The sequence below is a fragment of the Flavobacterium sp. NPDC079362 genome (genome assembly GCF_050267765.1).
GTDB lineage: Bacteria > Bacteroidota > Bacteroidia > Flavobacteriales > Flavobacteriaceae > Flavobacterium > Flavobacterium azizsancarii.
On sequence record NZ_JBNNFM010000013.1, the window covers coordinates 23,016 to 48,447 of the forward strand.

Consider the following 25,432-nt stretch of genomic DNA (forward strand, 5'->3'; position numbering starts at 1 on the left):
AGTTTTTTAAATTCAATGAATTAATCTGATATACTTGTTTTTGTACCTCTAGATGTTTTAGGATCTTCCCCTCCCGCAATAACTTGTAATTGTTTTCTGGAAAGAGCAGTAAAGTTTTTAAGGCTCGATGTTTTTGCCGTGTTTGTTTTATTTTTCATGGTCTGTCTTATTGATTTGGTTTTAAATTAATCAGCTACACTCGTCTTTGTACCTCTAGATAGTTTTGGATCATCTCCTCCTGTGATAACTTGTAATTGTTTTCTGGAAAGAGCAGTGAAGTCTTTTAGGTTTGATGTTTTTGTAATTGCTGTGGTTTTGTTTTTCATAGGTTTATATTCTTTTTAGTTATCTAATGTTTCAATTTGTCTTAAATCATTTTTGAATTAATCATTTACACTCGTCTTTGTTCCTCTAGATGTTTTAGGATCGTCTCCTCCTGTAATAACTTGTAGTTGTTTTCTGGAAAGAGGAGTGAAGTCTTTTAGGTTTGATGTTTTTGCCGTTGCTGTGATTTTGTTTTTCATGGTATTTTATTTTTTTGATTATAGCAATAAAAATAAACAAAAAAATAAGGCGAGTACATAAAAAAATGTAGGATAATTTAGAGTGAAATAAGTTTATTGATTTGTTTAGTAGATTATTACGAGAAACCCGTTGGGTGAAATGCCTAAATATTTTAATTGGCACCCATAGAAATATAGCATTTATGATTGTGAAAAAAGTAAAATAAAAAGAAACTCGTTTCTCACACATAGTCCAGATAGCTATCGGGATGTGTTAATGCTGGTGAAACGCCTTTTTTAAGTTCAATAATTCTATGTTTCTATGTGTTAAAAATAATTACACCCAACGAACGGGTTATGAGAAATAAAAAAGATTGCCCAATAGAAAGATTTTTAAGCAATCGTTTTTGGGAAAGTCAATATCATTTTAGTTCCTTTTCCAATTTGACTTTCTATGGCTAGCGTGCCACTATTTTTTCGGATCATTTGTTTGCATAGTTGCAAGCCTAAACCAGTTCCTATAATCTCTGAGTTTTCTTTTTTTGCCAACAATTCGTTCTCAGTAAGCAATTCTTGAATAGTTTGCTGGCTCATTCCAATTCCGTTGTCCTCAATGATAAGGGTGCAGAAATCGGGATTAATTTCCTGAGTATAAAAACTTATTTTTCCATCTCTATTAGAGAATTTAATGGCATTGTCTAGTAAATTCCTAAGCACAATCTTTAGGGAATCAAGATCTACATAAATAAAAATATTTTTCGAAACCGAATTATCAAAAGTAATCGATTTGTCCAGAAGCAAAGGTTTGTAGTTGTATTCGATTTGCTGAACGATAGAATACAAATGAATAGATTCCTTATGAAAATACAATTGTTTCGTTTGCAGCATCGCCCAATGCAGTAAATTGTCTAGTAAGCTATAAGCGCCATTGGCAATAGTGCTATTCTGGATGATAAGTTGATGAAGTTCATCATAGTTTTTAGTTTCGAGTGTAGCAGATAATTTAGCGTTACTCGTTTTTAGTGCATTTACAGACGATCTCAAATCATGACTAACAATAGAGAACAATTGATCTTTAGTAGCATTGAGTTCATCGAGTTTGTTTTTTTGGAGTAAAATGGTCTTCGCGTTTTTTACTTTTTGACCGTATAAGTAAACGCCTCCGGTTAAAATTAAAAGTAAGCCTATTGAGGCAAAAAACAGACTGTTGCGTTGAGTATCTTTTAGCTTGTTCTCGACTTCTAGTACTTTAATTTGTTTTTGTTTTTGAGCAACAGTAAACTTTTTCTCAAAATCAGCGACTGCCCATATTTTGTTTTGGTTGTTTAGAGAGTCCTTCCAATCTTCTGCTTCTTTTCTGTAATCTATAGCTTTTTTATAATTGCCTCTATTTTCTTCTACAACAGCCATGTTGAAGGCTGTGGTTTGTTTAAGGTCGAAATCTTTTATGTCTTTAGATAAATTATAAGCTTTTTGAAAATAGTATATGGCTTGTTGGTCTTTATATTGTGCATAATAGAAATTGGCGATGTTTATGTTAGCTCGTACAACACTTTTTGTAATATGTTTTGGATTTAAAAAAATATCGTTTGTTAAATAAAACTCCGCTTTATCAAACTGTTTTAAGTGTAAATAACAGATCCCAATATTTCTGTATAAATCGGCTATTTCAGTTTCGTCTTTATGATTTAATATTTCTTTTTGAGCCTTTAAAAAATAAATAATTGCTTTTTCAAAATTTTTCTCAAAATAAAATAACAATCCAATATTATTATCAACTAAATAATAATATTGGAATGATTTACTTATTAAGTCAAATTCAATACGTGATTGTTGGTAGAGCCCTTTCATCATCAATGAGTACCCTCTGAAATAATGACAATATTGTTTAGTTGCTAAATCGGTATTAGAGTTTAATTGTTTTACAGAATATACTAATGTAGAGTCCCATTCTTTTCTTAAAAAAAAAAACTGTGCCTTGCTGAAGTTTTTTTCGCTTTTTATGGTAGCTGCTTTTTTTTGAACAGCAATATCAAAATACTTCGAGTTCTTTTCTTGTTGAGAGAAAATTATTGAGGGTAAAAAAAGAAACAATAAAAGAAAGGTGTGTATTTTTTTTGTCATTATTAGTATTTAATAAAATCAATAATGTTCAATTGTATTTATGATTTATGGATTGTAAACTTAATAATTGTCAAATATTTACTGCAATGTATATACAGATGATGAAAATGTGATAGAGATGCCTTTCTTTTATATTAAGTTGATGCACTTGTTTTTGTGCCTCTAGATATTTTTGGATCTTCTCCTAAACCACCTCCAACATGAGTTGTTGAATTTAAATTTTTCAAATAAGAAACAACTTCTGTGATGTTTCCAACGGTTTTAGAAGTGTAGTCGATCTCTACGTACCAAACATCATAAGTTTCTGGTGAGGCATCATCCCAATCGTAATCGAAAAAAATTTCGAAAACATTCTCATCTTCTGATAGGCTTCCCACAACCGGGGTTTTTGAATCTTTAGAATTAATGTAGATCGTAGCACAGATTTTTAATGTGTCTACGCCATTGTCTGAAAAATGGTTTGCCGAAGCTAGGGGAGGAACAGGAAAGGTAAGATTCTCTGTGTCTGTGAATTTGAAATCGATGTTGTTGATTTTGGTAATCTGGATAACTTTAAATTCCATAAAAGGGGTTTTAGGGTTAATATGTTTATTTTTGGTGGGTTAAAGTTATTTTTTTTCTTCGAATAAAGAGTGAATTTGGTGTGTTTTTTTTGGTTGTATTCTTGTTAAAAATGTTTTTTATTGTGATTGCCGTTTTAAGATAAAAACGAAAAACCCCAATTCAACTAAATGAACTGGGGTTTGTGTGAATAAACTTTTAGTAAAAGATGCTTCAAAAAAATAAATCAACTTGAGCATTTATTTTTTCGACATAATACTCTATTTTTCTAATCGCTCTGTTAAAGAATAGATTTTGTTCTTTAATCCCGGACTGTCCTAAAGGCTTAGAATTGGAGATTTGCTGTTTGAAAAACCGATATACATTTTTGCAGCTCTCTTCATTATCAGTAATAAAGTAACCTAAAAGTGTATAAGGTACAAACATCGTTAGTTTTTCGTTTGCTTCTATAAGCATGTTATTATTCAGTAATATTAGCTCATTATAATAGATAGAGAAGTTGTTATTGGGGTCGTTGCATTTTTCTTTAATCAAATTGATGATTCTCTTTAAGTCAGTGCATAATGCGTTGGCATTTTTCAGATTAAGCAAGCCAGCTTCATAGAAGTATAAGATTTGCTGTAAACTGCTGTTTATCGTAGTGTCGTTCCAGATTTCATTTACCGTTCTGTTTTCGTAGGCATTTTTTAGTTTTTGCATGTATTCTGTAAAAGATTCTTCGATTACAAAGTTTTCAAAGGCAACTTTATTCTGATTTGTATTCAAAAGATTCAACCATACGAAAGCTTTAAATTTTGATAAAATAGTGCCGTCCATAAAATAGAATAACGGAATATCCTTAGCAGAATAGAAAAGTGTGGTTTGCGGGTTTTTAGTCAGTAGTTCAATTTGCTCCGCCGATGTTTTGAAATAGTGGTGCATGTCTTTCAGTGTCTCAATTTCGATTGTTTTCTCTACAATTACTTTTTCCTTTTTTGAAAATAAATTATCAAGAGAAATATTGAAATGATCCGCCAGCGTAATAGTTTCATCAATAGAAAATTTACTTTTTCCCGATATCCTGCGATGCGATGCATCGTAACTGATTTCTAAAACAGTTGCAATTTCATCTATTAGAGAAATTGAGGTTTGAATTTTATTTCTGATTGCTTTTAAAAACGTTTCCTGATATTTCATAATTTGCGATAATCGCAAATATACAAAATACCATTATTGATTTCTGCAAAATTATATGTGATAATTGCAATAGGTTTGTCCTGTAATTTTAAAACTATAATTATGAAAACATCATTTTTAGTGCTCTTGTTATTTGTCTTTGGAGTAATGCGCGCTCAGGATACAATTAAAAATCAGGCCATTGATTCTGTTGAGCAGCATTCGAGAATTTTTAGTCTTTCGCCCATTTCTAAAAAAACAGACAAAGTAAACGGATTGGTTCTGGGGGTTGGACATGTTGAAAATAAACGCATAAGTTCTCAGACAATTAATGGTATAAATATAGAGGCAAATCCGGCGCCGGCAGCAGGAGTTTTATATGCTTTTATGTGTTTAATGTATATGGAAAAAATAATCGAAAATTATAAAAAGGAAGTGATTGTAAAAGCGACCGAAGAAGATTATAAGATTAAAAACATGAATTATACGCCCTATTTAAAATTAAATGGTCTAAATGTTAGTTCCGGGTGTTTTTTTACAACCACAAGTATGAACGGGCTGAATATTTCTGCTGGAAACAAATTCAAAAATTTCAACGGACTTTCAGTTACTGTTTTGGGAACTATTGCTGATCAGCAAAACGGAATTTCAATTGGATTGTATAGTGCAAATAATAATTTGACAGGTTCAGCGATTGGTGTTTACAATAGATCGTATCAATTGAGCGGTTTGCATATAGGAGTTTTTAATCAAGCCAGAATTAATAAGGGGTTGCAGATTGGTATTTTTAATAAATCAGACTCTAAGGGTTTTCAACTGGGTTTTTGGAATGTAAATAACAAAAGGGCAATGCCTTTTTTAAATTTTTAAATGATGAAAAAAGTTCCTTTTATACTTATTGCTATTCGATTAGTGCTAGGTTTTGTGATGATTGTGATAGCAAATAACAATTTTACTTATGCCAGATTAATTTTAGTGGCACTAATGATATTGGGATTATTAACCGATATTCTCGATGGTATCATTGCGCGAAGAGTAGGTGTGTCATCAGAAAAATTAAGAAGGATGGACAGTCAGGTCGATTTGGTTTTTTGGCTTTGTGTTGGTTGGTGCGCCTGGTTGTTAAATCCCGAAATTATTATAGAACATAAATATGCTATTTATTTAATTTTTGTGATGGAAGGACTAACCTATGTTTTCAGTTTTTTAAAATTCAAAAAAGAAACCTGTACACATGCTCTTTTGTCTAAATTGTGGGGAGTAACATTGTTGCTTGCATTTGTCTCTATGATTGGTTTTGGTCACGCTGGAATTCCTTTTTTTCTGGCTGTTTTTTTTGGTGTAGTGGGGCATATTGATGTATATCTGATAATCTATTTTCTTCCTAAATGGACACATGACGTTCCTAGTTCTTATCATGCATATTTAATCCGTAACGGAAAATCAATTAAAAGACATAAATGGTTCAATGGATGATTGTTCAATAATTACTCAATTAATGGTTGGAACTTGACTAAATGAGTGTAATGTTGTAATTATTTAGCAGTAGGCATAAAAAACGAAAAACCCCAATTCAACTAAATGAACTGGGGTTTTCTATGAATAAACCTTTAGTAAACTAAGATCTGATTACTCTTTTTTCTCCTCACGTGGAGGTCTTGGTAAAAGTGCTTTTCTTGACACTTTTTCTTTTCTTGTTTTAGGATCAAGTCCTAAATATTTCACCTGGAATACATCTCCCATGTTTACTACATCAGTAACATTTTCTGTACGTTCCCAAGCAAGTTCAGATACGTGAAGCAATACTTCGTTTCCTGGTGCAGCAGTATATTCTACTACAGCTCCAAAATCAAGCATTTTGATTACTTTAACTTCGTAAGCTTCTCCCATTTGAGGTTTGAAAGTGATAGATTGGATTTTTGCCAATACCGCTTCAATTCCAGCAGGATCTGTACCTAAGATTTCGATAACACCTTCTTCGTTTACTTCGTTGATCACGATAGTTGTACCTGTAGCTTTTTGTAATTCCTGAATTACTTTTCCACCAGGTCCAATTAATGCTCCAATAAAGTTTCCAGGAATAGTTCTGGTAATGATTTTTGGAGAATGCGCTTTAACATCTGCATTTGGTTTTGCAAGTGTTTCAAGTAATTTTCCTAAAATATGCAAACGTCCATCACGAGCCTGAGCCAAAGCCTGCTCCATGATTTCGTATTTCAATCCGTCAATTTTGATATCCATTTGACAAGCTGTGATACCTTCAGAAGTTCCAGTTACCTTGAAATCCATATCTCCTAAATGATCTTCATCACCTAAAATATCAGATAAAACTGCAAAACGGTCACCATCAGTAATTAATCCCATTGCAATTCCAGAAACTGGGCGAATCATTTGAATACCAGCATCCATTAATGCTAATGTTCCTGCACAAACTGTAGCCATAGAAGATGAACCATTTGATTCCAATACTTCAGAAACAACTCTGATTGTATAAGGATTTTCAGCAGGGATCATGTTTTTCAATGCTCTTTGTGCTAAGTTTCCGTGACCAACTTCTCTTCTTGAAGTTCCTCTTAACGGACGAGCTTCTCCTGTAGAAAATGGAGGGAAGTTATAGTGCAAATAGAATTTTTCTTCTCCTTGTTCAGATGGTGAATCAATTTGGTTTGCTTCTCTGGATGTTCCTAAAGTTGCAGTTGCCAATGCTTGAGTTTCTCCACGTGTAAACAATGCAGAACCGTGTACAGATGGTAAATAATCTACTTCACACCAGATAGGTCTGATTTCTGTAGTTTTTCTTCCGTCAAGACGAGTTCCTAAGTCTAAAGTTACGTTACGAACAGCTTCTTTATTGGTTTTGTAGAAGTATTTAGAAACTAAATCTCCGTTTTCTGCCAATTCTTCTTCTGTAAATAATGCTTTTACTTCCTCTTTTACAGCATCAAATGCAGCAGAACGTTCGTGTTTAGCCGAACCAACTTTTGCAATGTTGTAAATTTTATCATAAGCCGCTGCTTTTACTTTTGCGTAAATAGCATCGTCAGTTTTTTCAGTTTCATAAGTACGAACTTCTTTTTTTCCAAAAGCAGCCTGTAAACGTTCTTGAGCAGCAATTTGGTTTTTAATATGTTCGTGAGCAAATTTAATTGCTTCTAACATTTCAGCTTCTGAGATTTCTTTCATTTCTCCTTCTACCATTGCGATAGAATCAGTCGAAGCTCCAATCATCATATCTATATCAGATAATTCTAATTGTGCGCGAGATGGATTGATGATAAATTTACCGTCAATTCTTCCAACTCTTGCTTCAGAAATTAAAGTTTCAAAAGGAATGTCAGACAATGCAAGAGCTGCCGAAGCTGCTAATCCTGCTAATGCATCCGGCATCACTTCTTCGTCATGAGACATTAACTGAATCATAACCTGAACTTCTGCGTGATAATCACTTGGGAAAAGCGGACGTAAAACACGGTCAACTAATCTCATTGTTAATACTTCGCTATCGCTTGGGCGAGCTTCTCTTTTGAAGAAACCACCTGGAAAACGACCTGCTGCTGCAAATTTCTCGCGGTAATCTACCGTTAACGGTAAAAAGTCAATACCCGGACTTGCTTTTCTTGATGATACAACTGTTCCTAAAATAACAGTTTTACCAATTCTTACTACTACAGAACCATCAGCTTGTTTGGCTAAACGTCCTGTCTCGATTGTGATGCTTCTGCCATCACCTAAATCGATACTTTCTACAAATAATTGTGGAATCATAATTTTTTCCTTATTGGTTATACAATGGGTTTTAGTTGTGTTGTAGTTGTTGTGTGTAGTTGTTGTTTATTCTAAAACCCAATGAAAAACCAAACTTTTTTTCTTTTTAAAAATGCTTGTAATATATATAATCTGTAAAAACAAAAAGAGGCACTTTCGCACCTCTTTTCTATATTGATTATTTTCTGATATTCAATACTTTGATAATCTCACGATATCTGTTGATCTCTTTCTTTTTCAAGTAATCAAGCAACGATCTTCTTTTACCTACTAATAGTACTAATGAACGCTCAGTATTATAATCGTGACGATTTTTTTTCAAGTGCTCAGTCAAGTGACTAATTCTGTAAGTAAACAATGCGATTTGAGCTTCTGCTTTTCCAGTGTTTGTTGCTTCACCGTGTTGTGCAAAAATCTCTTCTTTTTTCTCTTTAGTTAAATACATTCCAATATTATTTAATGATTTTTATGTATGTCATACATCTTTTGTAAGACGGGTGCAAAATTAGAACTTTTTTTTGGAAAAAAGAATTTTACGACCTGTTTTTTACAATTGTTATAGGTAACGAGTAACGAGCTCTTACCGGGATACCTCTTTTTGTGCCCGGATTCCAGTCTTTAGCATTTTTTATAGCCAGGATTGCAATTTCATCCAATCCGTATCCAACTCCTTTTAATATCTTAGGATCAACTAAACTTCCGTCTTTATCGACGATAAAAGTCAGGTATATTTTTCCATATGCTTTATTTCTGGCTTCTAACGGTATGTACATTGCTTTACTAATATAACTATAAAAGGACTTAATACCTTTTTTAGGACTAGGGCGCTGTTCGGCAATAGTATAAGGATGTTCAATATTTAAAGAATCTAGGGTTATTCCGGAAACCAGTTTGCCGTTTTCATGATTCTCTGTAAAACTATATTTTGATTTTAGAAACTTACCTTTCCAGATTCCATCTCGTAAACCGTTTTTTACTTTTCCATTTTCTTCTATATATTCATCTTTATAGTCGAGATCTCCATTGCCCGAAATTACTTTTTGCTCCTTTTGATCGTTCCAGTAATTATTTAATTTATAATCTGTGTTATCATCATTAGTAGTAAAATATTCAAATTCAGATTTTATGTTGCCGTTTTCATACCAGTTAAATTCTTTTCCGGTCTTTTTTCCGTTCAAATAATTAACAGTCGATTTTTTGTTTCCGTTTTCATAATAGTAAACAAACTGGCCTTCACGCTTGATAACATCTTTATCTGCAGAAGTCCCAATCATTTTTAAAACTTTGGATTTGTAGTACTCTTTTAAAACGTAAGCCTTCTTGTCTAAAAAATATTCTTCAACAATTCTAATGTATTTATAGTTGTCCTCCGTACTTTCGACCCAACTGGAGTCCAGATAAGTGATCTTGCTCGCTGGAATTGTAGTTTGAGAAAATAGTTTTGTCGAAATTGTGAAGAAAATAAAAACGCGTAAAATTAGTTTCATATTAATAGTTAAAAGTAAGTTAGGCGAATGTGTTATTTTTAGTACAATTTAGCAACTTCCTGATTTACAAATTCTAAAAATCTTTCATCAGCTTCTGTAAATGGATCTATCACATGACTGTCAATATCAATTTGACCAATGTTTTGCCCGTTGACAAATAAAGGAACAACGATTTCAGATTTTACCGTAAAGCTACAGGCGATGTAATTGTCCTGAGCGGCAACATCCGGCACCACAAAATTGGCGTTACTTTCGGCTACTTGTCCGCAAATTCCTTTTCCAAATGGGATAACGGTATGATCTGTTTCTGCTCCTATATATGGACCTAAATGTAATGTTTTGGTTTCGTGATTGGCAAAATAAAAACCAACCCAGTTGTAGTATTCGATTTCTGCATTTAAAAGCTGGCAGATCGATAATAATTTTTCGTCTCTAAGAGTTTTAGTGTCAGCAACAATAGCGCTTATTTTTGGTTGTAATTCCTGAAATGTCATGATGTGAAAATTTTATACAAAAGTATTTAAAGCTAATCTCAAAAAACATATAAATCTCAAAATTTTTTCTTTAAAAAATACCTGCTAAAATTTAAGTCTTACTGGGATACTATATATTGCATTTTTTCCTGTATAGATAAATTAGTTTATATTCTTTTTTTAGGTAATTTTGCAGCATGAATTTAAAAAAGTGCACAGGACTATTTTTAGCATTGCTCTTGTTGGTTTCCAACATAGGGTTTGCTTTTGATGTGCATTATTGCGGAGGTAGAATCGCTTCGGTTTCATTAAATACTTCCGTTTCTGCATCTCACGGAAAGAAATGTTGTGGAGTGTCTGAAAAAGAATCTTCTTGTTGTAAGGACAAAGTGGTTCATTTTGAAAAAAAATCAGACGATGCTACTCTTAAGTTTTTCTTTTTTCAATTTGCTTTTGCACCTGTAGTACAGGAATTCAAATCAATTGTTTTTGTAACAATTCCAATTTTTAAAAGCAGTCAGATCATTTCGTATTATTCTGATGCGAATGCTCCTCCTTTATTTAAATTATATCACCAGTATATTTTTTATTCCTGATTTTGATAGTTTAGAGTCAAGCCATCTTTTGGTTTGCAATACGCTGTTTGCTTATTTCTCAATTGAGGATATGCTTAAAAACAGCTTTTCTAATTACTATTAAAATCTTTTTCATGAAAAAAAATATGATGCTTTTGGGCGTGATTTTACTTTCTTTTTCTGCTTTTTCACAAGAGAATTTAGAGGAAGTGAAAATTACCAAAAAGCAAAAAGGAATCAAAAAATCCTATACGCTTACTGCCAATACAACTGTTATTACAAGCAAAGAACTGTTAAAAGCCGCTTGCTGTAATCTGGCCGAAAGTTTTGAGACAAATCCTTCAATCGATGTGAATTTTTCTGATGCTTTAACAGGAACCAAGCAAATAAAAATGCTTGGTCTGACAAGTCCTTATTTAATGATTACAGAAGAAAATATTCCTTCGGTTCATGGCGCTTCCCAGGCTTACGGTTTGTCATTTACACCCGGAACATGGATCGAGAGTGTTCAGATTACCAAAGGTGCCGGTAGTGTTGTAAACGGTTACGAGAGTATTTCAGGACAAATAAATACAGAACTTCTAAAACCTTTAAGCGACATTCCGTTCTTCCTGAATGTTTATGGTTCTACCGATGCCCGTTTTGAGGTAAATACTCATTTTAATAAAAAACTGTCTGATAAATGGGCAACAAGTTTATTTGTTCACGGGAATGCCCGTGTTGCAAAAAATGATATGAATGATGATGGTTTTCTGGATAATCCGTTAGGGAAACAAATCAATGTCCTGAACCGTTATCAATATTATAATCCCGAAAGCGGTATTGTGAGTTTTATCAATTTTAGATATATGAATGATAAAAAACAAACGGGAGAAGTTGATTTTGATAAAGACAGAGATCGCGGTACTACAAATCATTGGGGATCTGAAATTAATACAGAACGTTTTGATGTGTCTACAAAAGTAGGTTACGTTTTTAAGGATATGCCATATCAGAGTATTGGTTTTCAGAATGCTTTCAACAGTCACAATCAAAACTCTTATTTTGGGTTGAATTTATATGATATCAGACAGAATAGTTTTTATTCTAATTTAATTTTCAATTCGATTATCAATAATACAAAACACAAGTTTTCGACCGGTTTAAATTTTACTTACGATCAGTATCAGGAATTTGTTAATGTAACGGATTACAGTAGAATTGATAATTCGGTTGGAGCATTCTTTGAATATACATATGATAATAATGATAATTTCAGTTTGATTTTAGGAGGCAGAGTTGACAATCATAATCGTCTGGGGTTCTTCGCGACACCTCGTTTGCATATGAGATATAATCCCTGGAAAGATGGAGTACTTCGTTTTTCTGCAGGAAGGGGAAAACGCTCAGCGAATATTTTTGCTGAGAATCAACAGCTTTTTGCTAGTTCCAGAACGTTCTCCATTTTAGATACCGGAGGAAAGATTTATGGATTGAATCCTGAAATTGCATGGAACTACGGTGTGAGTTTTTCTCAGAAATTTAAACTTTTCAGTAAAAATGCTGAGGTAGGATTTGATTTCTATCGTACCGATTTTAAGAATCAGGCAATTGTAGATTTGATGCAAAGCCCGCAAGAGGTTTCGTTCTATAATTTAAGAGGAAGCTCTTTTGCAAATAGCTTTCAGTTCGAGTTTAATTATGAGCTGATTCATAACTTGAATTTAAGAACTGCTTATAAATATTATGATGTTCAAACGGATTATTTAACGGGTACTTTTCAGCGTCCGTTGCAGGCAAAGCTTCGTTTTTTAGGAAATCTGGAATATGAAACCCAATTGAAAGATGAAAAACAATGGAAGTTTGATTTTACCTTTAACTGGTCCGGAAAACAACAGCTGCCTTATACAGCATCAAATCCTGTGGAGGATCAGTTTCCTGATTTTTCGCCATCATATGCCGTTATGAATGTTCAGGTAACAAGAGTTTTTTCGTCAGTTTTAGAAGTATATGCAGGAGGGGAGAACATTGGAAATTACAAACAGAAGAAAGCTATTTTGGGTGCCGGAGATCCTTTTGGTCCTAACTTTGATGCTTCTATTGCATATGCTCCAATTTTTGGTCAAATGTATTACGCAGGATTACGATTTAAAATAAAATAAAGAATTCAATTTCAAAAATCAATAACAAATAATAAAATGAAAAATTTAATTTTAATTGCAATGATCACTTTTTTAGGATTTTCGGCTCAGGCTCAAACTAAAAAAAATAAGAATTTAAAATACACAACAGAAGTAAACGGTAATTGTGAGCAATGTAAAAAGCGTATCGAAAAAGCAGCATTTAGTGTTCCTGGAGTAAAATCAGCTATCTGGGATATTAGTTCGCATCAATTGGCAGTAATTTTAAATGAAGAGAAATCGTCTCCGGAAGATTTGAATAAAGCCGTTGCTAAAGTAGGGCATGATACTAAGGATGTTAAAGCAACTGAAGCTGATTATGAGAATTTGCATTCTTGTTGTAAATATGTAAGAGAATAATTATTTTGAGAGCCCATGTTTTTGTCAGGGCTTTTTAATAGTTAATTTATCTTTAAAATAGAGCAAATTATTGGTGTTGAAGCAAATTATTGTTAATTTCACGAACTTATAAATATAACCAAACGCATTTATGAATAATTTTGATTGGAGTCAATTAATTAACCCTGAATTTTATATTACATTAAGTATAGGAGGTGTTCAAATTGGTTTGTTTATTGTTTTGTTTATTGTTTTTGCAGAGACAGGACTTTTTGCAGGTTTCTTTCTTCCGGGAGACAGTTTACTTTTTTTAGCGGGTATTTATAGTCGTGACTTAATGCTGAATGTTGTTGATATTCCGGCAGATTTCATAAATGTATTTGTCCTTTCTACTCTTGTTGCAATAATGGGAGTTTTGGGTAATATGACAGGATATTGGTTTGGTGCCAAAAGTGGATATTATTTGTTTAAAAAAGAAGATTCATTTTGGTTCAAAAAGAAGTACTTGTTACAATCTAAGGATTTCTTTGAGAAGTATGGCGGTAAGGCGATTATCTATGCGCGTTTTCTTCCAATTTTCAGAACATTTGCACCAATCATTGCAGGGATCGTTTCTATGGATAAAAAGAAATTTATGTTCTTTAATGTTTTAAGTTCATTTTTATGGTCGTTCATCCTGATTTTTGCAGGTCATTATTTGTATGGAATTTTTCTAAGACAAGGAATTGATCTAAAGCACCATATTGAATATATCATTATCATAATTGTTATCATATCTACATTTCCGGTTTTGGTAAAGCTTTTAAAGAAAAGACCAAGCGAAAAGATATAATTAAATATACAAATACAAAAAAGTCCGAAGTTTAAAGCTTCGGACTTTTTTTATGCTTGATAGTTTTTTTAAGTATGGCGATGATTTAAACGTTGGAGCACAATATGAATCAATGCTAAATCTTGTGGAAAGTATAAAAAAATATACAAAGTGACTATTTTTTACCGCAGAGAAAGCAAAGATTTTTCGCAGAGTTCACTAAGATTTAAGTTGTGTTTACATAATCTAAGTGTACAAAGCTTTGTGTCTCGAGGCTTTGGGCAGTATCATTAAGTTAACGAATGGGTAATAGACAGAGAAGTAACCACAAAGTTTGTCATCTCGACGAAGGAGAGATCACACTAGTATTTCCGTTCAGCTATTCGCTAATCTTTGTCGATTTTTTTGTATGATCTCTCCTGCGTCGAGATGACAAGATTACGGATTCTGAAAGAGTTAATTCGCATTAAAAAATTTCTTAACTTAATGACATTGTCCGAGCGATAGCGAACAGGTGCAGCAATTTTTTAAATTTAGAATTTATCCCAAAGGATTACCATTCATTTACTTTATTGGCATCCATTTTCAAGAAGATAAACAATAAAATAGTGAATCCCCAAAGTCCGGAACCGCCATATGAAAAGAACGGCAGGGGAACCCCAATTGTTGGGAAAATTCCAATAACCATTGCAATGTTTACAAAAAAGTGAGTGAATAAAATTCCGGCAACACAATAGCCATAAACTCTGCTGAATTTTGTTTTTTGTCTTTCAGCCAGATAGATTACTCTTAATAATAAACCAACAAAAAGTGCGATCACAACCATTGATCCTGCAAAACCCCATTCTTCGCCTACAGTTGTAAAAATGTAATCGGTGTGTTGTTCCGGAACGAATCCTCCTTTTGTCTGAGTTCCTTCCAGAAAACCTTTTCCAATCCAGCCTCCTGATCCAATGGCAATTTCTGATTGGTTGGTATTATATCCGATCCCTTTCATATCGACAGTTTTACCTAGTAATATGTTAAAACGGTCACGGTGGTGTTGTTTGAAGATATTGTCAAAAACATAATCTACAGATAAAACAAAAGCCGAAATAACAGCTAATAAAATACTGCTTAAAATTATATTTCGATCAACGGCCCTGCCTTTAAAATGTATAATAATTAATACACCCAAGGCAATTAAAATAACTGCGTAAGGTTCTAAAACAAGCGTTAAGACAAATAATACTATGGTGATAAAACCAGTCCAGACATACCATGAAGGCAGCCCTTCGCGATACAAAACAACAATAAAAATACTGTAAATTAAGGCACTCCCGGGATCCGGTTGTGGTAAAATCAATAATACAGGCAAAAATACAATGGCTAAAGCCTGAACTTGCCTGTTTACATCTTTCAGATTGATTTGTGTATCACTTAGATATTTGGCCAGCGCTAATGATGTGGCAGCTTTTGCAAACTCAGAAGGCTGTATGGTAAAACTTCCAATAGCGTACCAGCATCTTTGTCCTGCGATGGTTTTTCCAAAAAGAAATAAACCGGCTAAAGACAAAAGGGAAACCCCGAAAATAATACTGGCATATTTTTCATAAAACTTTCCATCAACAAAAAGTACGATAAAAATCAAAGGAATTGTACAACCAATAAAAATTAATTGCTTTTGATAAGTTCCGTCCGTAGATAATAATGATGAGGAATAGATGTTGAGCCACCCCAGTATTACCAACGCAGTGTAAATAAAAACACTTATCCAGTCAATGTTATTTTTTATACTTTGGTTTTTCATTTGAAATAATGGTATTAATTTTCTTGGGTGGTGTCTAAACGTACTTTTTTTACTTCTACTTGTGGTTGCTTTACCATTTTAGCTCTCATAACAGAGTCTTTTGGAGTAGATTCAATAGCGCTCGCTGCAGTCATTCCTCCTAATTTTGCATATTCGCTTACAAGACTTTTGTTTAATACCCTAATTTCTAAATCATTTCTAGTAATTTTCTTTCTTAGGTATTTTTCTATCATCAAACTTGCAATTGGTCCGGCAACTGCAGCACCAAAACCTCCATTTTCAATCATAATTGCGATTGCGATCTTAGGATTGTCTTTTGGCGCAAAGGCTACAAATATTGAGTGATCTTTAAGCTGTGTTCTTTTTCCGTTTATTTTAGCAAAATTCTCCGCTGTCCCGGTTTTTCCACAAATATCAATACCTTCAACTCTTAATGCACGCGCAGTACCAAGGTTGTAAACATCAAACAAACCGCTGATAACCGGAGGGAAATATTTTTGATCTACCGTAGTAACGTGTTTTGTGGTAAACTTAGCATCAATTTTTTTGCCCTCAATTTTTTTTATGATATGAGGTGTATAATAATAACCTTGATTCGCTACAGTAGCCATCATATTCGCTAACTGAATAGGCGTCATTAAAACCTCTCCCTGACCAATAGCATTCGATACAATTGTGGTACTTCGCCATCCTCCGTTAGGATATATTTTTTTGTACGTTTTAGATGTTGGTATATTTCCTCTTTTACCGGTTGGTAAATCATATCCCATAAACTGACCTAGCCCAAAACTTTTTACGTGATCACTCCATACATCTACAGCTTTAGCCGGATCTGCATATTTATTTATAGTTAGCATATAAGTCTGTGCGAAATAAGTATTACATGAATTGTAAATACCATTATGTAACTGTTGGTTTGGTGCGTGACTATGGCATTTCATAAAACGACCTCTTCCATAACTGAATCCATTATGACAAAAAAACGTGGTGTTTTCGTTTATTACCTGTTCCTGTAAGCCAATTAAACCTGTTAAAATTTTGAAAGGTGAACCTGGCGGGTATTCTGCAAGTAATCCACGGTCATATAATGGTTTTGCTATAGAATCATGATATAATAAAGTATAGTTTTTAGAGCGTTGTCTTCCTACCAAGATACCCGGATCATAAGACGGTGCAGTAACTAGCGCTAAAATTTCTCCTGATTTAGGTTCAATAGCGACAATTCCTCCTCTTTTATTGATCATTAATTCTTCTCCGTACTTTTGAAGTTCAGCATCAATAGTCAGATTAATGTCTTCTCCGGCAACAGCGATAGTGTCGTATTTACCTTCTTTATAAGAACCAATTTCTCTATTATATTTATCTTTCTGGATGTATTTTACGCCTTTTATTCCGCGTAAAACTTCTTCGTAGCTTTCTTCAACACCTTGTCTTCCAATCAAGTCACCGCTATTGTAATAAGGGTTTTTAGCAATTAATTTTTCATTTACCTGTAAAATAGAGCCAAAAATATTGGCGCCATAATCTACTTCGTAATCACGAAGTGATCTTTTTTGGAAATAGAAACCTTCATATTTTCTGATCTTTTCCTGAAAAGCGGCAAATTCAGATTTATTTAATTGCGGTAAAAATACAGAAGGTAATCGTGGGCTGTATACTTTGGCTTTTGCAATGCGCTTATCGTAGTCTTCTTTGGTGATATTCAGTAATGCACAGAATTCAGTGATATTTAAGTCATCTTTGATTTCTCTCGGAATAACCATGATATCGTAAGAAGCCTGATTGGCTACTAATAATTTCCCGTATCGATCATAGATATATCCCCTTTCAGGATAGTCGTACTGTTTCTTTATTGCGTTATTATCTGATTTTAACTTGAAAGAATCATCTATAATTTGCAAATAAAATACCCTCATCACAAGCAAAGATGCTGCGATAATAATTAAAGAGGGCAGCAGAACTTTTCTCATCGTTTATTGGGCTTAATAAGGTAAATTATTATAATTGAGGTGATTATTGTAAATATAGAACTAAATAAAGTTCGGAGCAAAATGTCTCCAATAAATCTAAATTCAAAAGCTTCCAGTATAAATAATACAATATGATGTATTACAACAGAGACCAGAATAAATGAGAATCGTTCAGGAGTTAATGAATCGTTCAGCTTTATAGTTTGGTATTCATAACTAAGCCCAAATGAGAACTTAAAAATATAAGGTCTGTAATAGGCGAGAATAACACATGCCGTAGCATGAATTCCTCCGGAATTGCAAAACATATCCATTGTTAGACCAAGTAAAAAGCTCGAGAAAATTAATCCCGCCTTGTTGCCGTTTACCGGATACAAAATAATGTATAGGATGTATGGGAAGGGACTTATGTACCCTAAAAAATTCATATTATTGAAAATAACAATTTGAATTGTTAGTAACATAATAAAACGAAGAATATTGACTAACAAAGCGCTATTCATTTTTTTTCTTGTTTTCTAAATTAATAAGTTCCTCTCTGTCCCTGCTCTTAATAATATAAACGTGTCCTAAGTTGGTCATATCGTTAAATAGTTTAACGTTTATGACATAGGAACTAGTGTTCGCTTTTGTTGAAATCTTATCGACAGTACCAATGTTGATTCCTTCAGGGAAAATTACAGATTGGCCACCTGTAACAATTGTATCTCCTTTTCTGATAGAAGCTAATCTTGGCACATCTTCTAATTGAACAAATCCGGTGCTTTTTCCGTCCCAGGTTAAAGAACCAAAGTGATTTGATTTTTTAAGTTTTGCATTAATATGCGATCTCATATTCAAAATACTAACTACTGTAGAGTATCTTGGCGAAGTATTATCAATTATACCAATAATTCCTAAGCTGTTGATTACTCCCATATCCGGCTTGATTCCTTCGTTTGCTCCGGAATTTAGCGTGATAAAGTTCTCATGCGTATTGTATGAGTTATGAATTACTTTTGAAACAATAATATCTGCAGGTTTTACGCCTTTGATAGTATCCGGTGGAGGAAGTTTTGTGGTATCTTCTTTATTAAATAACAGGCTTTTTAATCTTGCATTTTCAAGTACAAGTTCGTCATTTTCAGTTTTTAAATTCAAATATTCGTTTACACGATTAATTTTTTCATAAACACCGCCGCTTAAAAAATTAGCAGAACTGATTACTTTACTTCTATGATAAGAATGGGATTGAATTGTGAGAGCCAACGAAATGCCTAAAAGCAGCAAAAACAGCAATCGATTACTGTTTCTTATAATAAAATTAAAAATTTGCTGCATTTCTTGTTCGATTATTTTGTTTCAGGATATGCTTTTGGGTTCAAGTTTTACAAGAGTCAGATTAATCGAACCTGACTCTTGTAAGGATATGTTTTATTTGTTTAGTGTCTTATTTGATTAAGATACTTTTGAATTTTGCAATGTTTTTAAGTGCCATTCCGGTTCCACGAACTACAGCTCTTAACGGATCTTCGGCAATATAAACAGGTAAATCTGTTTTTAGCGAAATACGTTTGTCAAGACCTCTTAGCATAGATCCACCACCAGCTAAATAAATACCGGTGTTATAGATATCTGCAGCTAATTCAGGAGGAGTTTGCGATAATGTTTCCATTACAGCATCTTCAATACGTTGAATCGACTTGTCTAATGCTTTAGCGATTTCACGGTAAGAAACATCAACCTGTTTTGGTTTACCCGTAAGTAAATCTCTACCTTGAACTGACATATCTTCCGGAGGTCCGTCTAAATCTTCGATAGCAGCCCCAATTTGAATTTTTATTTTTTCAGCAGTACTTTCTCCCACAAAAAGATTGTGTTGTGTACGCATGTAATAAACAATATCGTTTGTAAAAACGTCACCTGCAATTTTTACAGATTTGTCACATACAATACCACCTAAAGCAATAACTGCAATTTCAGTAGTACCACCACCAATATCTACAATCATATTACCTTTTGGCTGCATAATATCGATACCAATACCAATTGCTGCTGCCATTGGCTCATGAATCAGGTAAACTTCTTTTCCGTTTACTCTTTCACAAGATTCTTTTACAGCTCGCATTTCAACTTCAGTAATACCGGAAGGAATACAAACTACCATTCTTAAAGCTGGAGTAAACATTCTTTTTTTCAAAGCAGGAATACTTTTGATGAACATATTGATCATCTTTTCCGAAGCATCAAAATCAGCAATTACACCATCCTTCAAAGGCCTTATGGTTTTGATATTTTCATGCGTTTTACCTTGCATCATATTGGCTTCCTTACCAACAGCAATGATTTTGCCTGATATTCTATCACGTGCAACGATTGACGGACTATCAATAACAACTTTATCATTATGTATGATTAAAGTGTTTGCGGTACCAAGGTCTATCGCAATATCCTCGGTCATGAAATCAAAAAATCCCATAAGTTTTTTAGGGGTTTAAAATGTTATAAATTATTTTGAACAAAGTTAAACAAATTAATGTTTAAAATGACGTGTTCCTGTAAATACCATTGCAACATTATTTTCATTGCAATAATTTATGCTTAATTCGTCTTTTATTGAACCTCCCGGCTGAATTACTGCTGTAATTCCTGCATTTTTAGCTAATTCTACACAATCCGGAAATGGGAAAAATGCATCACTCGCCATAGAAGCGCCGGTTAAATCAAATCCAAAAGCTTTAGCTTTATCTACAGCTTGTACCAAAGCATCAACTCTTGACGTCTGGCCTGTACCTGAAGAAATTAATGTTCCGTTTTTTGCAAAAACAATCGTGTTCGATTTTGTGTTTTTACAAATCTTAGAAGCAAATATTAAATCTTCTATTTCCTGAGCGGTAGGCTCTGTAATTGTAACGGTTTTTAAATGCTCTTTAGTATCTGTAATATTATTTCTGTCCTGAATTAACAAACCATTAAGACATGTTCTTACTTGTCTTGAAGGCAATTCAACTTCATTTTGAACTAATATGATTCTGTTTTTCTTTTCTTGTAAAACTGCAATTGCATCGTCATCATAACTTGGTGCGATTACTACTTCACAAAACAATTTGTTGATTTCCTGTGCAGTAGCCAAATCAATTTTAGTGTTTGCAATCAAAACTCCGCCAAAAGCAGAAGTTGGATCACAAGCCAAAGCTGCTAAATAAGCTTCGCTAATTGTTTTTCTGGAAGCCAGGCCACAAGCATTATTATGTTTTAAAATTGCAAACGTTGGACCATCAGTTTTAAACTCATTGATTAAGTTTACTGCAGCATCAACATCTAATAAGTTATTGTATGATAATTCTTTTCCGTGAACTTTTTTGAACATTGCGTCAAAATCGCCAAAGAAGAAACCTTTTTGATGAGGATTTTCTCCATATCTTAAAATCTGACCACCTTCGATACTTTCTTTGTAGATTGTTTCGTCAGTATTGAAATAATTAAAAATAGCACCATCATAATGAGATGAAACGTGGAATGCTTTTGTAGCAAGCAATCTTCTGTTTTCAAGAGTTGTTGCTCCGTTTTGTTCTGTGATCAAATCTAGAAGCAAACTATATTCGTTTACCGAAGCTACGATTACAGTGTCTTTGAAATTTTTTGCACCGGCACGAATCAATGAAATTCCGCCAATATCAATTTTTTCAATAATATCCTGCTCACTTGCACCTGAAGCAACTGTTTTTTCAAACGGGTACAAATCAACAATTACCAAGTCAATCTGAGGGATATCAAATTCCTTCATTTGCTGAACGTCACCTTCGTTATCCTGACGGTTTAAGATTCCACCAAAAATTTTCGGGTGCAATGTTTTTACTCTTCCACCAAGAATTTCAGGGAATGAAGTAATATCCTCAACCGGAACTACAGGAATTCCAAGGTTTTTAATAAAATCTTCTGTTCCTCCAGTCGAATAAAGTGTTACGTTTTGTTCGTGTAATTTTCTAACGATTGGCTCAAGTCCGTCTTTTGAAAAAACAGAAATTAATGCCGATTGTATTGTTTTAGTTGTGCTCATTGTGTAGTTATGATTTTCAGACTGCAAAAGTAGTTTTTTTAAATATTATTTTAAAGAAAATTAATGTAACATTATGCTAAAAAAAACTACTGATGAGTAAGTTAACTTTTATTAGGTTTTTGTTTTTAAATTATTGAATTTTACTTTAATGAAAAATACACATACATGCTTGTTTATCTAAGGTTATTAAAAGAAAGTTTTCGCTTTGCCATAAACGCTTTGCGAAATAATAAATTACGTACCTTATTGTCACTGTTGGGAGTTACGATTGGTATTTTTTCGATTATAGCAGTATTGGCTGCTGTAGATTCCTTAGATCGAAAAATTTCAAAAGATTTAAGCAGCTTAGATAAAAACACGATTTATTTGATGAAATATTGTTTCGGGCCTTCTGAAATTCCGCAATGGAAAAGAGAGCAGTTTCCAAATGTGAAATATGATGAATATATCAGTCTGAAAAATTCTCTTAATAATACAGAGCAAGTGGCGTATCAGCTTTTTGTAAATCATGAAACTTTAAAATACGATTCAAAAACCGTTAGCGATGTTAATGTAGTTCCTTCGTCAAGCGAAATGGTCGATATCGAAGGATTGAGTTTTGATAAGGGAAGATTTTATAATGAATCCGAATCAAATTCAGGAAGTCCTGTTATTGTTTTAGGATATGATATTGCCGAAGGCCTTTTTGGAACAAGTGATCCCATCGGAAAAAATATTCGTTTGTATGGGCAGCGTTTTACTGTAATTGGAGTAATAGCAAAACAGGGTGCCGGTTTTTTTGGGAATAGTAATGATACATCTGTTTATTTGCCAACTAATTTTTTACGTCGCATGTATGGTGATAGTGATTCAATGACTCCGGTAATTGTACTAAAACCTGTAAAGGGTGTAGATATGGAGGCGTATAAGGCTGAAGTTGCCCAAAAACTAAGAGCAATTCGCGGAATGAAAGCAGGGGAGGCAGATAATTTCTTTATTAATGTGCTTTCTGGTTTTACTGATTTTGTTGACGGAATTTTAGGGAGTTTAAGGTTTGGAGGAATTTTTATAAGTTTCTTCTCTTTCCTTGTTGGAGGTTTTGGAGTGGCAAATATTATGTTTGTTTCGGTAAAAGAGCGTACGAACTTAATTGGAATTCAGAAATCCTTAGGGGCAAAAAATAGATTTATATTGTTTCAGTTTTTGTTTGAAGCCGTTATACTTTGTTTAATTGGCGGAATAATTGGTTTGTTGATTGTTTGGCTAATGTCTATTCTTTTAACCAATTTGTTAGATTTTGAATTTGTGTTAAGTTTCTGGAATGTTATTATTGGGGCAGGATTGTCAATTATGGTTGGCGTGATTTCAGGAATTTTGCCTGCAATTTCAGCATCGAAACTTGATCCTGTTGAAGCAATCAGAACCGGAATGTAAAGTCAATCCTTGAAAATTTCATCTTTTTACAACTTCAAATTTTGATTTGTTATCTTATTTTGTCGTAATTTTAATAGCTTAAATTAAAAATACAACAATATGATACCAGTAAAAGCGTATGCAGCCTATGATGCCGAAAATCCCTTAAAACCTTATACGTTTGAAAGAAAAGAAGTAGGTGCTCATCAGGTTCAGATAGAAATTTTATATAGTGGCGTTTGCCATTCTGATATTCACACCGCAAAAGGAGATTGGGGACCTGTAGATTATCCTTTGGTTCCGGGACATGAAATTGTAGGCCGAATCGTTGCTGTTGGAAGCGAAGTTTCTAAATTTAAAGTTGGAGAGTTAGCCGGAGTAGGTTGTTTCGTAGATTCGTGCAGAGTTTGCCCAAGTTGCCAATCTGGCGAAGAGCAATTTTGTGACGAAGGAATGACGGGAACTTACAACAGTGTCGAAAGAGGAACAAATATCCCAACTCGCGGAGGATATTCAACCAGCATCATTGTCGATGAAAGTTATACGCTTCATGTATCTGAAAAATTAGATATAAAAGGAGTGGCGCCATTATTATGTGCAGGAATCACCACTTATTCGCCATTACGTTATCTAAAAGTAGGTAAGGGGCATAAAGTTGGTGTTTTAGGCCTTGGTGGTTTAGGGCATATGGCAGTGAAATTTGCTGTTTCGTTTGGTGCAGAAGTTACTATGTTAAGCCATTCGCCATCTAAGGAAGCTGATGCTAAAAAATTAGGCGCACATAAATTTGCATTAACTTCAAATCCTGAAACTATGGAATCTATGGCCAATAGTTTCGATTTTATCTTAAATACGGTTTCAGCAAAACACGATCATAATGCCTATTTGAATTTATTAAAAACTAACGGAACCATGATTGTAGTAGGAGCTCCGCCAGCGCCTGCTGAAATTCCTGTTTTTACTTTAATCATGAAACGTAGAAGTATTATGGGAAGTTTAATTGGTGGAATCAAAGAAACTCAGGAAATGTTAGATTATTGTGCTGAACACAATATTACATCAGATGTTGAAATCATCGATATGTCATACATTAATGAAGCATATGATCGTATGAATAAAAGCGATGTAAAATATCGATTCGTAATTGATATGGCTTCACTTAAATAGGTTCAAAGGAACAGAGTTGCAAAGGTTCAAAGGTTTTTCCAGTATTGGGCTACAACTTTGTGATTTTAAAATTAATAATAAAGTTCCGGAGGAACGATTTATATTGTAGGGATGGATTTTAATCCATTCTTCTCCATCCATATTGCAATCTATCACTATCACAATTGATATCGCATTTTTGTCATTTCGACCAAAGGGAGAAATCACATAAAGTGGCTCGACAAAGATTGTCGCTAATTTGTACGGAGTTACTTGATGAGATTCCTCGTTCTTCTCAATGATGTCGCATTTTTGTTATTTCGACCAAAGGGAGAAATCACATAAAGTGGCTCGGCAAAGATTATCGCTAATCTGTGTGGAGTTATTTGATGAGATTCCTCGTTCTTCTCAATGATGTCGCATTTTTGTCATTTCGACCAAAGGGAGAAATCACATAAAGTGGCTCGATAAAGATTATCGCTAATTTGTACGGAGTTACTTGGTTAGATTCCTCGTTCCTCGGAATGACAAAAATACTCACATAAAAAAAATCCTGAGAAAATATTTCTCAGGATTTTTTTATAGCAATCAATGTATTTTAGAATCTTATTTTTCTTTTAATAATTTTTCTAAATACTCTACTTTTTCTTTTTCTGCCTGAAGCATACGCTCATAAAGTTCAATTACTTTGTCTAATGGGTTGAATGAACAATGACTAGGACTGAATATTCCATTTACACCATTACTAATGCTGTTGTCGTAAAAATTATTAAAATAACTTATCATGTTTTCTTCAGTAAAGTTTTTTATAGCTTCAACACTTACGCCAAGGGCTTTTGCTATATCAGCAAGTTTTCCATCATCTATTGTTTCGCTGTTTTCAATAGCCGAAATTGCCTGTTGGTTTGTTCCTAAAGCTTGTGCCAATGCTTCTTGCTTCATGTCTTTCAGTTCACGAATACGGCTAATTTTTCGCCCTATATGGTTTGGTTTTGTTGCTGCGCTCATAATTCAAAGATATTTATATTCCTTTAAAGAAAAATGCTTTTGGTAAAAAACAAGTTAGTTTATGTAAGTTACATTTTTTTTGTAAGGCCATTATTTACTTTTTTAAAAAAGTAAAAGTACAATTTTTCAGACAAGT

The 25,432-nt window shown here is 33.5% G+C and carries 25 protein-coding genes; 8 read left to right on the plus strand and 17 right to left on the minus strand.

Annotated elements, in window-relative coordinates:
- Window positions 1-20: 20 nt before the first annotated feature.
- The 6 genes from ACQKCJ_RS12890 to ACQKCJ_RS12915 all read right to left on the minus strand — a co-directional run bounded on the left by ACQKCJ_RS12890 (window position 21) and on the right by ACQKCJ_RS12915 (window position 4,364).
- Window positions 21-158, minus strand: coding sequence for a hypothetical protein (locus tag ACQKCJ_RS12890; protein ID WP_271336956.1), 138 nt, complete (start codon window positions 156-158; stop codon window positions 21-23).
- 27 nt (window positions 159-185) lie between these two features.
- Complete coding sequence (locus ACQKCJ_RS12895) at window positions 186-326, minus strand: hypothetical protein (RefSeq protein ID WP_271336957.1); 141 nt, start codon at window positions 324-326, stop codon at window positions 186-188.
- A 57-nt stretch (window positions 327-383) separates the two neighbouring features.
- Window positions 384-524 carry a hypothetical protein gene (locus ACQKCJ_RS12900; protein WP_271336958.1) on the minus strand — a complete coding sequence of 47 codons (141 nt, stop codon included), beginning with the start codon at window positions 522-524 and terminating at the stop codon, window positions 384-386.
- A gap of 372 nt (window positions 525-896) precedes the next feature.
- On the minus strand, window positions 897-2,627 hold the full coding sequence (locus ACQKCJ_RS12905; RefSeq protein ID WP_271336959.1) for a tetratricopeptide repeat-containing sensor histidine kinase: 1,731 nt from the start codon (window positions 2,625-2,627) through the stop codon (window positions 897-899).
- Window positions 2,628-2,761: 134 nt separating this feature from the next.
- On the minus strand, window positions 2,762-3,190 hold the full coding sequence (locus ACQKCJ_RS12910) for a hypothetical protein (RefSeq protein ID WP_271336960.1): 429 nt from the start codon (window positions 3,188-3,190) through the stop codon (window positions 2,762-2,764).
- A gap of 211 nt (window positions 3,191-3,401) precedes the next feature.
- Window positions 3,402-4,364, minus strand: a complete 963-nt coding sequence (locus ACQKCJ_RS12915) for a hypothetical protein (protein WP_271336961.1) — start codon at window positions 4,362-4,364, stop codon at window positions 3,402-3,404.
- Between the two features lie 102 nt (window positions 4,365-4,466).
- On the opposite strand from ACQKCJ_RS12915, the gene ACQKCJ_RS12920 reads away from it, so the two are divergent.
- Window positions 4,467-5,213: an LA_2272 family surface repeat-containing protein gene (locus ACQKCJ_RS12920; RefSeq protein ID WP_427402122.1), complete on the plus strand. Its 747-nt coding sequence runs from the start codon at window positions 4,467-4,469 to the stop codon at window positions 5,211-5,213.
- Between the two features lie 3 nt (window positions 5,214-5,216).
- On the plus strand, window positions 5,217-5,819 hold the full coding sequence (locus ACQKCJ_RS12925; protein ID WP_427402158.1) for a CDP-alcohol phosphatidyltransferase family protein: 603 nt from the start codon (window positions 5,217-5,219) through the stop codon (window positions 5,817-5,819).
- A gap of 153 nt (window positions 5,820-5,972) precedes the next feature.
- On the opposite strand, the gene ACQKCJ_RS12930 is transcribed toward ACQKCJ_RS12925, so the two are convergent.
- The 4 genes from ACQKCJ_RS12930 to ACQKCJ_RS12945 all read right to left on the minus strand — a co-directional run bounded on the left by ACQKCJ_RS12930 (window position 5,973) and on the right by ACQKCJ_RS12945 (window position 10,089).
- Window positions 5,973-8,108: a polyribonucleotide nucleotidyltransferase gene (locus ACQKCJ_RS12930; RefSeq protein WP_271336963.1), complete on the minus strand. Its 2,136-nt coding sequence runs from the start codon at window positions 8,106-8,108 to the stop codon at window positions 5,973-5,975.
- A 178-nt stretch (window positions 8,109-8,286) separates the two neighbouring features.
- Window positions 8,287-8,553 (minus strand): 30S ribosomal protein S15, encoded by a 267-nt coding sequence (gene rpsO, locus ACQKCJ_RS12935; protein ID WP_041516556.1) that lies wholly within the window; start codon window positions 8,551-8,553, stop codon window positions 8,287-8,289.
- 88 nt (window positions 8,554-8,641) lie between these two features.
- Window positions 8,642-9,595: an energy transducer TonB gene (locus tag ACQKCJ_RS12940; protein ID WP_427402123.1), complete on the minus strand. Its 954-nt coding sequence runs from the start codon at window positions 9,593-9,595 to the stop codon at window positions 8,642-8,644.
- Between the two features lie 38 nt (window positions 9,596-9,633).
- Window positions 9,634-10,089: a GAF domain-containing protein gene (locus tag ACQKCJ_RS12945; RefSeq protein ID WP_271336965.1), complete on the minus strand. Its 456-nt coding sequence runs from the start codon at window positions 10,087-10,089 to the stop codon at window positions 9,634-9,636.
- Between the two features lie 176 nt (window positions 10,090-10,265).
- On the opposite strand from ACQKCJ_RS12945, the gene ACQKCJ_RS12950 reads away from it, so the two are divergent.
- The 4 genes from ACQKCJ_RS12950 (at window position 10,266) to ACQKCJ_RS12965 (ending at window position 13,973) form a co-directional block, all read left to right on the plus strand.
- Window positions 10,266-10,664, plus strand: a complete 399-nt coding sequence (locus ACQKCJ_RS12950; RefSeq protein WP_427402124.1) for an HYC_CC_PP family protein — start codon at window positions 10,266-10,268, stop codon at window positions 10,662-10,664.
- A gap of 113 nt (window positions 10,665-10,777) precedes the next feature.
- A complete protein-coding gene (locus tag ACQKCJ_RS12955) occupies window positions 10,778-12,784 on the plus strand; it encodes a TonB-dependent receptor plug domain-containing protein (protein ID WP_427402125.1) in 2,007 nt (668 codons plus the stop codon).
- Between the two features lie 36 nt (window positions 12,785-12,820).
- A complete protein-coding gene (locus tag ACQKCJ_RS12960) occupies window positions 12,821-13,162 on the plus strand; it encodes a heavy-metal-associated domain-containing protein (protein ID WP_427402126.1) in 342 nt (113 codons plus the stop codon).
- Window positions 13,163-13,292: 130 nt separating this feature from the next.
- Entirely contained in the window at window positions 13,293-13,973 is a 681-nt protein-coding gene (locus tag ACQKCJ_RS12965; protein ID WP_271336970.1) for a DedA family protein, read from the plus strand.
- 532 nt (window positions 13,974-14,505) lie between these two features.
- Here ACQKCJ_RS12965 and rodA read toward each other — a convergent pair.
- From rodA to purH, 6 genes are all read right to left on the minus strand, one after another.
- Window positions 14,506-15,741, minus strand: a complete 1,236-nt coding sequence (gene rodA / locus ACQKCJ_RS12970; RefSeq protein WP_271336971.1) for a rod shape-determining protein RodA — start codon at window positions 15,739-15,741, stop codon at window positions 14,506-14,508.
- Window positions 15,742-15,755: 14 nt separating this feature from the next.
- Window positions 15,756-17,711, minus strand: coding sequence for a penicillin-binding protein 2 (gene mrdA, locus ACQKCJ_RS12975; protein WP_271336973.1), 1,956 nt, complete (start codon window positions 17,709-17,711; stop codon window positions 15,756-15,758).
- A complete protein-coding gene (locus ACQKCJ_RS12980) occupies window positions 17,708-18,214 on the minus strand; it encodes a rod shape-determining protein MreD (RefSeq protein WP_271336974.1) in 507 nt (168 codons plus the stop codon). Before ACQKCJ_RS12980 ends, mrdA begins: the two co-directional genes overlap by 4 nt.
- Window positions 18,207-19,031 carry a rod shape-determining protein MreC gene (mreC, locus tag ACQKCJ_RS12985; protein WP_271336975.1) on the minus strand — a complete coding sequence of 275 codons (825 nt, stop codon included), beginning with the start codon at window positions 19,029-19,031 and terminating at the stop codon, window positions 18,207-18,209. The genes ACQKCJ_RS12980 and mreC overlap by 8 nt, the downstream gene beginning before the upstream one ends.
- A 109-nt stretch (window positions 19,032-19,140) precedes the next feature.
- Window positions 19,141-20,169, minus strand: coding sequence for a rod shape-determining protein (locus tag ACQKCJ_RS12990; RefSeq protein ID WP_026983887.1), 1,029 nt, complete (start codon window positions 20,167-20,169; stop codon window positions 19,141-19,143).
- A gap of 54 nt (window positions 20,170-20,223) precedes the next feature.
- A complete protein-coding gene (gene purH, locus ACQKCJ_RS12995) occupies window positions 20,224-21,750 on the minus strand; it encodes a bifunctional phosphoribosylaminoimidazolecarboxamide formyltransferase/IMP cyclohydrolase (protein ID WP_271336977.1) in 1,527 nt (508 codons plus the stop codon).
- Between the two features lie 165 nt (window positions 21,751-21,915).
- Between purH and ACQKCJ_RS13000 the strand changes: the two genes are divergently transcribed.
- Together ACQKCJ_RS13000 and ACQKCJ_RS13005 are read left to right on the plus strand one after the other, a co-directional pair.
- Complete coding sequence (locus ACQKCJ_RS13000; protein WP_427402127.1) at window positions 21,916-23,163, plus strand: ABC transporter permease; 1,248 nt, start codon at window positions 21,916-21,918, stop codon at window positions 23,161-23,163.
- A 99-nt stretch (window positions 23,164-23,262) separates the two neighbouring features.
- Window positions 23,263-24,309, plus strand: coding sequence for an NAD(P)-dependent alcohol dehydrogenase (locus tag ACQKCJ_RS13005; protein ID WP_271336980.1), 1,047 nt, complete (start codon window positions 23,263-23,265; stop codon window positions 24,307-24,309).
- Window positions 24,310-24,894: 585 nt separating this feature from the next.
- Here ACQKCJ_RS13005 and ACQKCJ_RS13010 read toward each other — a convergent pair.
- A complete protein-coding gene (locus ACQKCJ_RS13010) occupies window positions 24,895-25,296 on the minus strand; it encodes a helix-turn-helix domain-containing protein (RefSeq protein WP_271336981.1) in 402 nt (133 codons plus the stop codon).
- Between the last annotated feature and the right edge of the window lie 136 nt (window positions 25,297-25,432).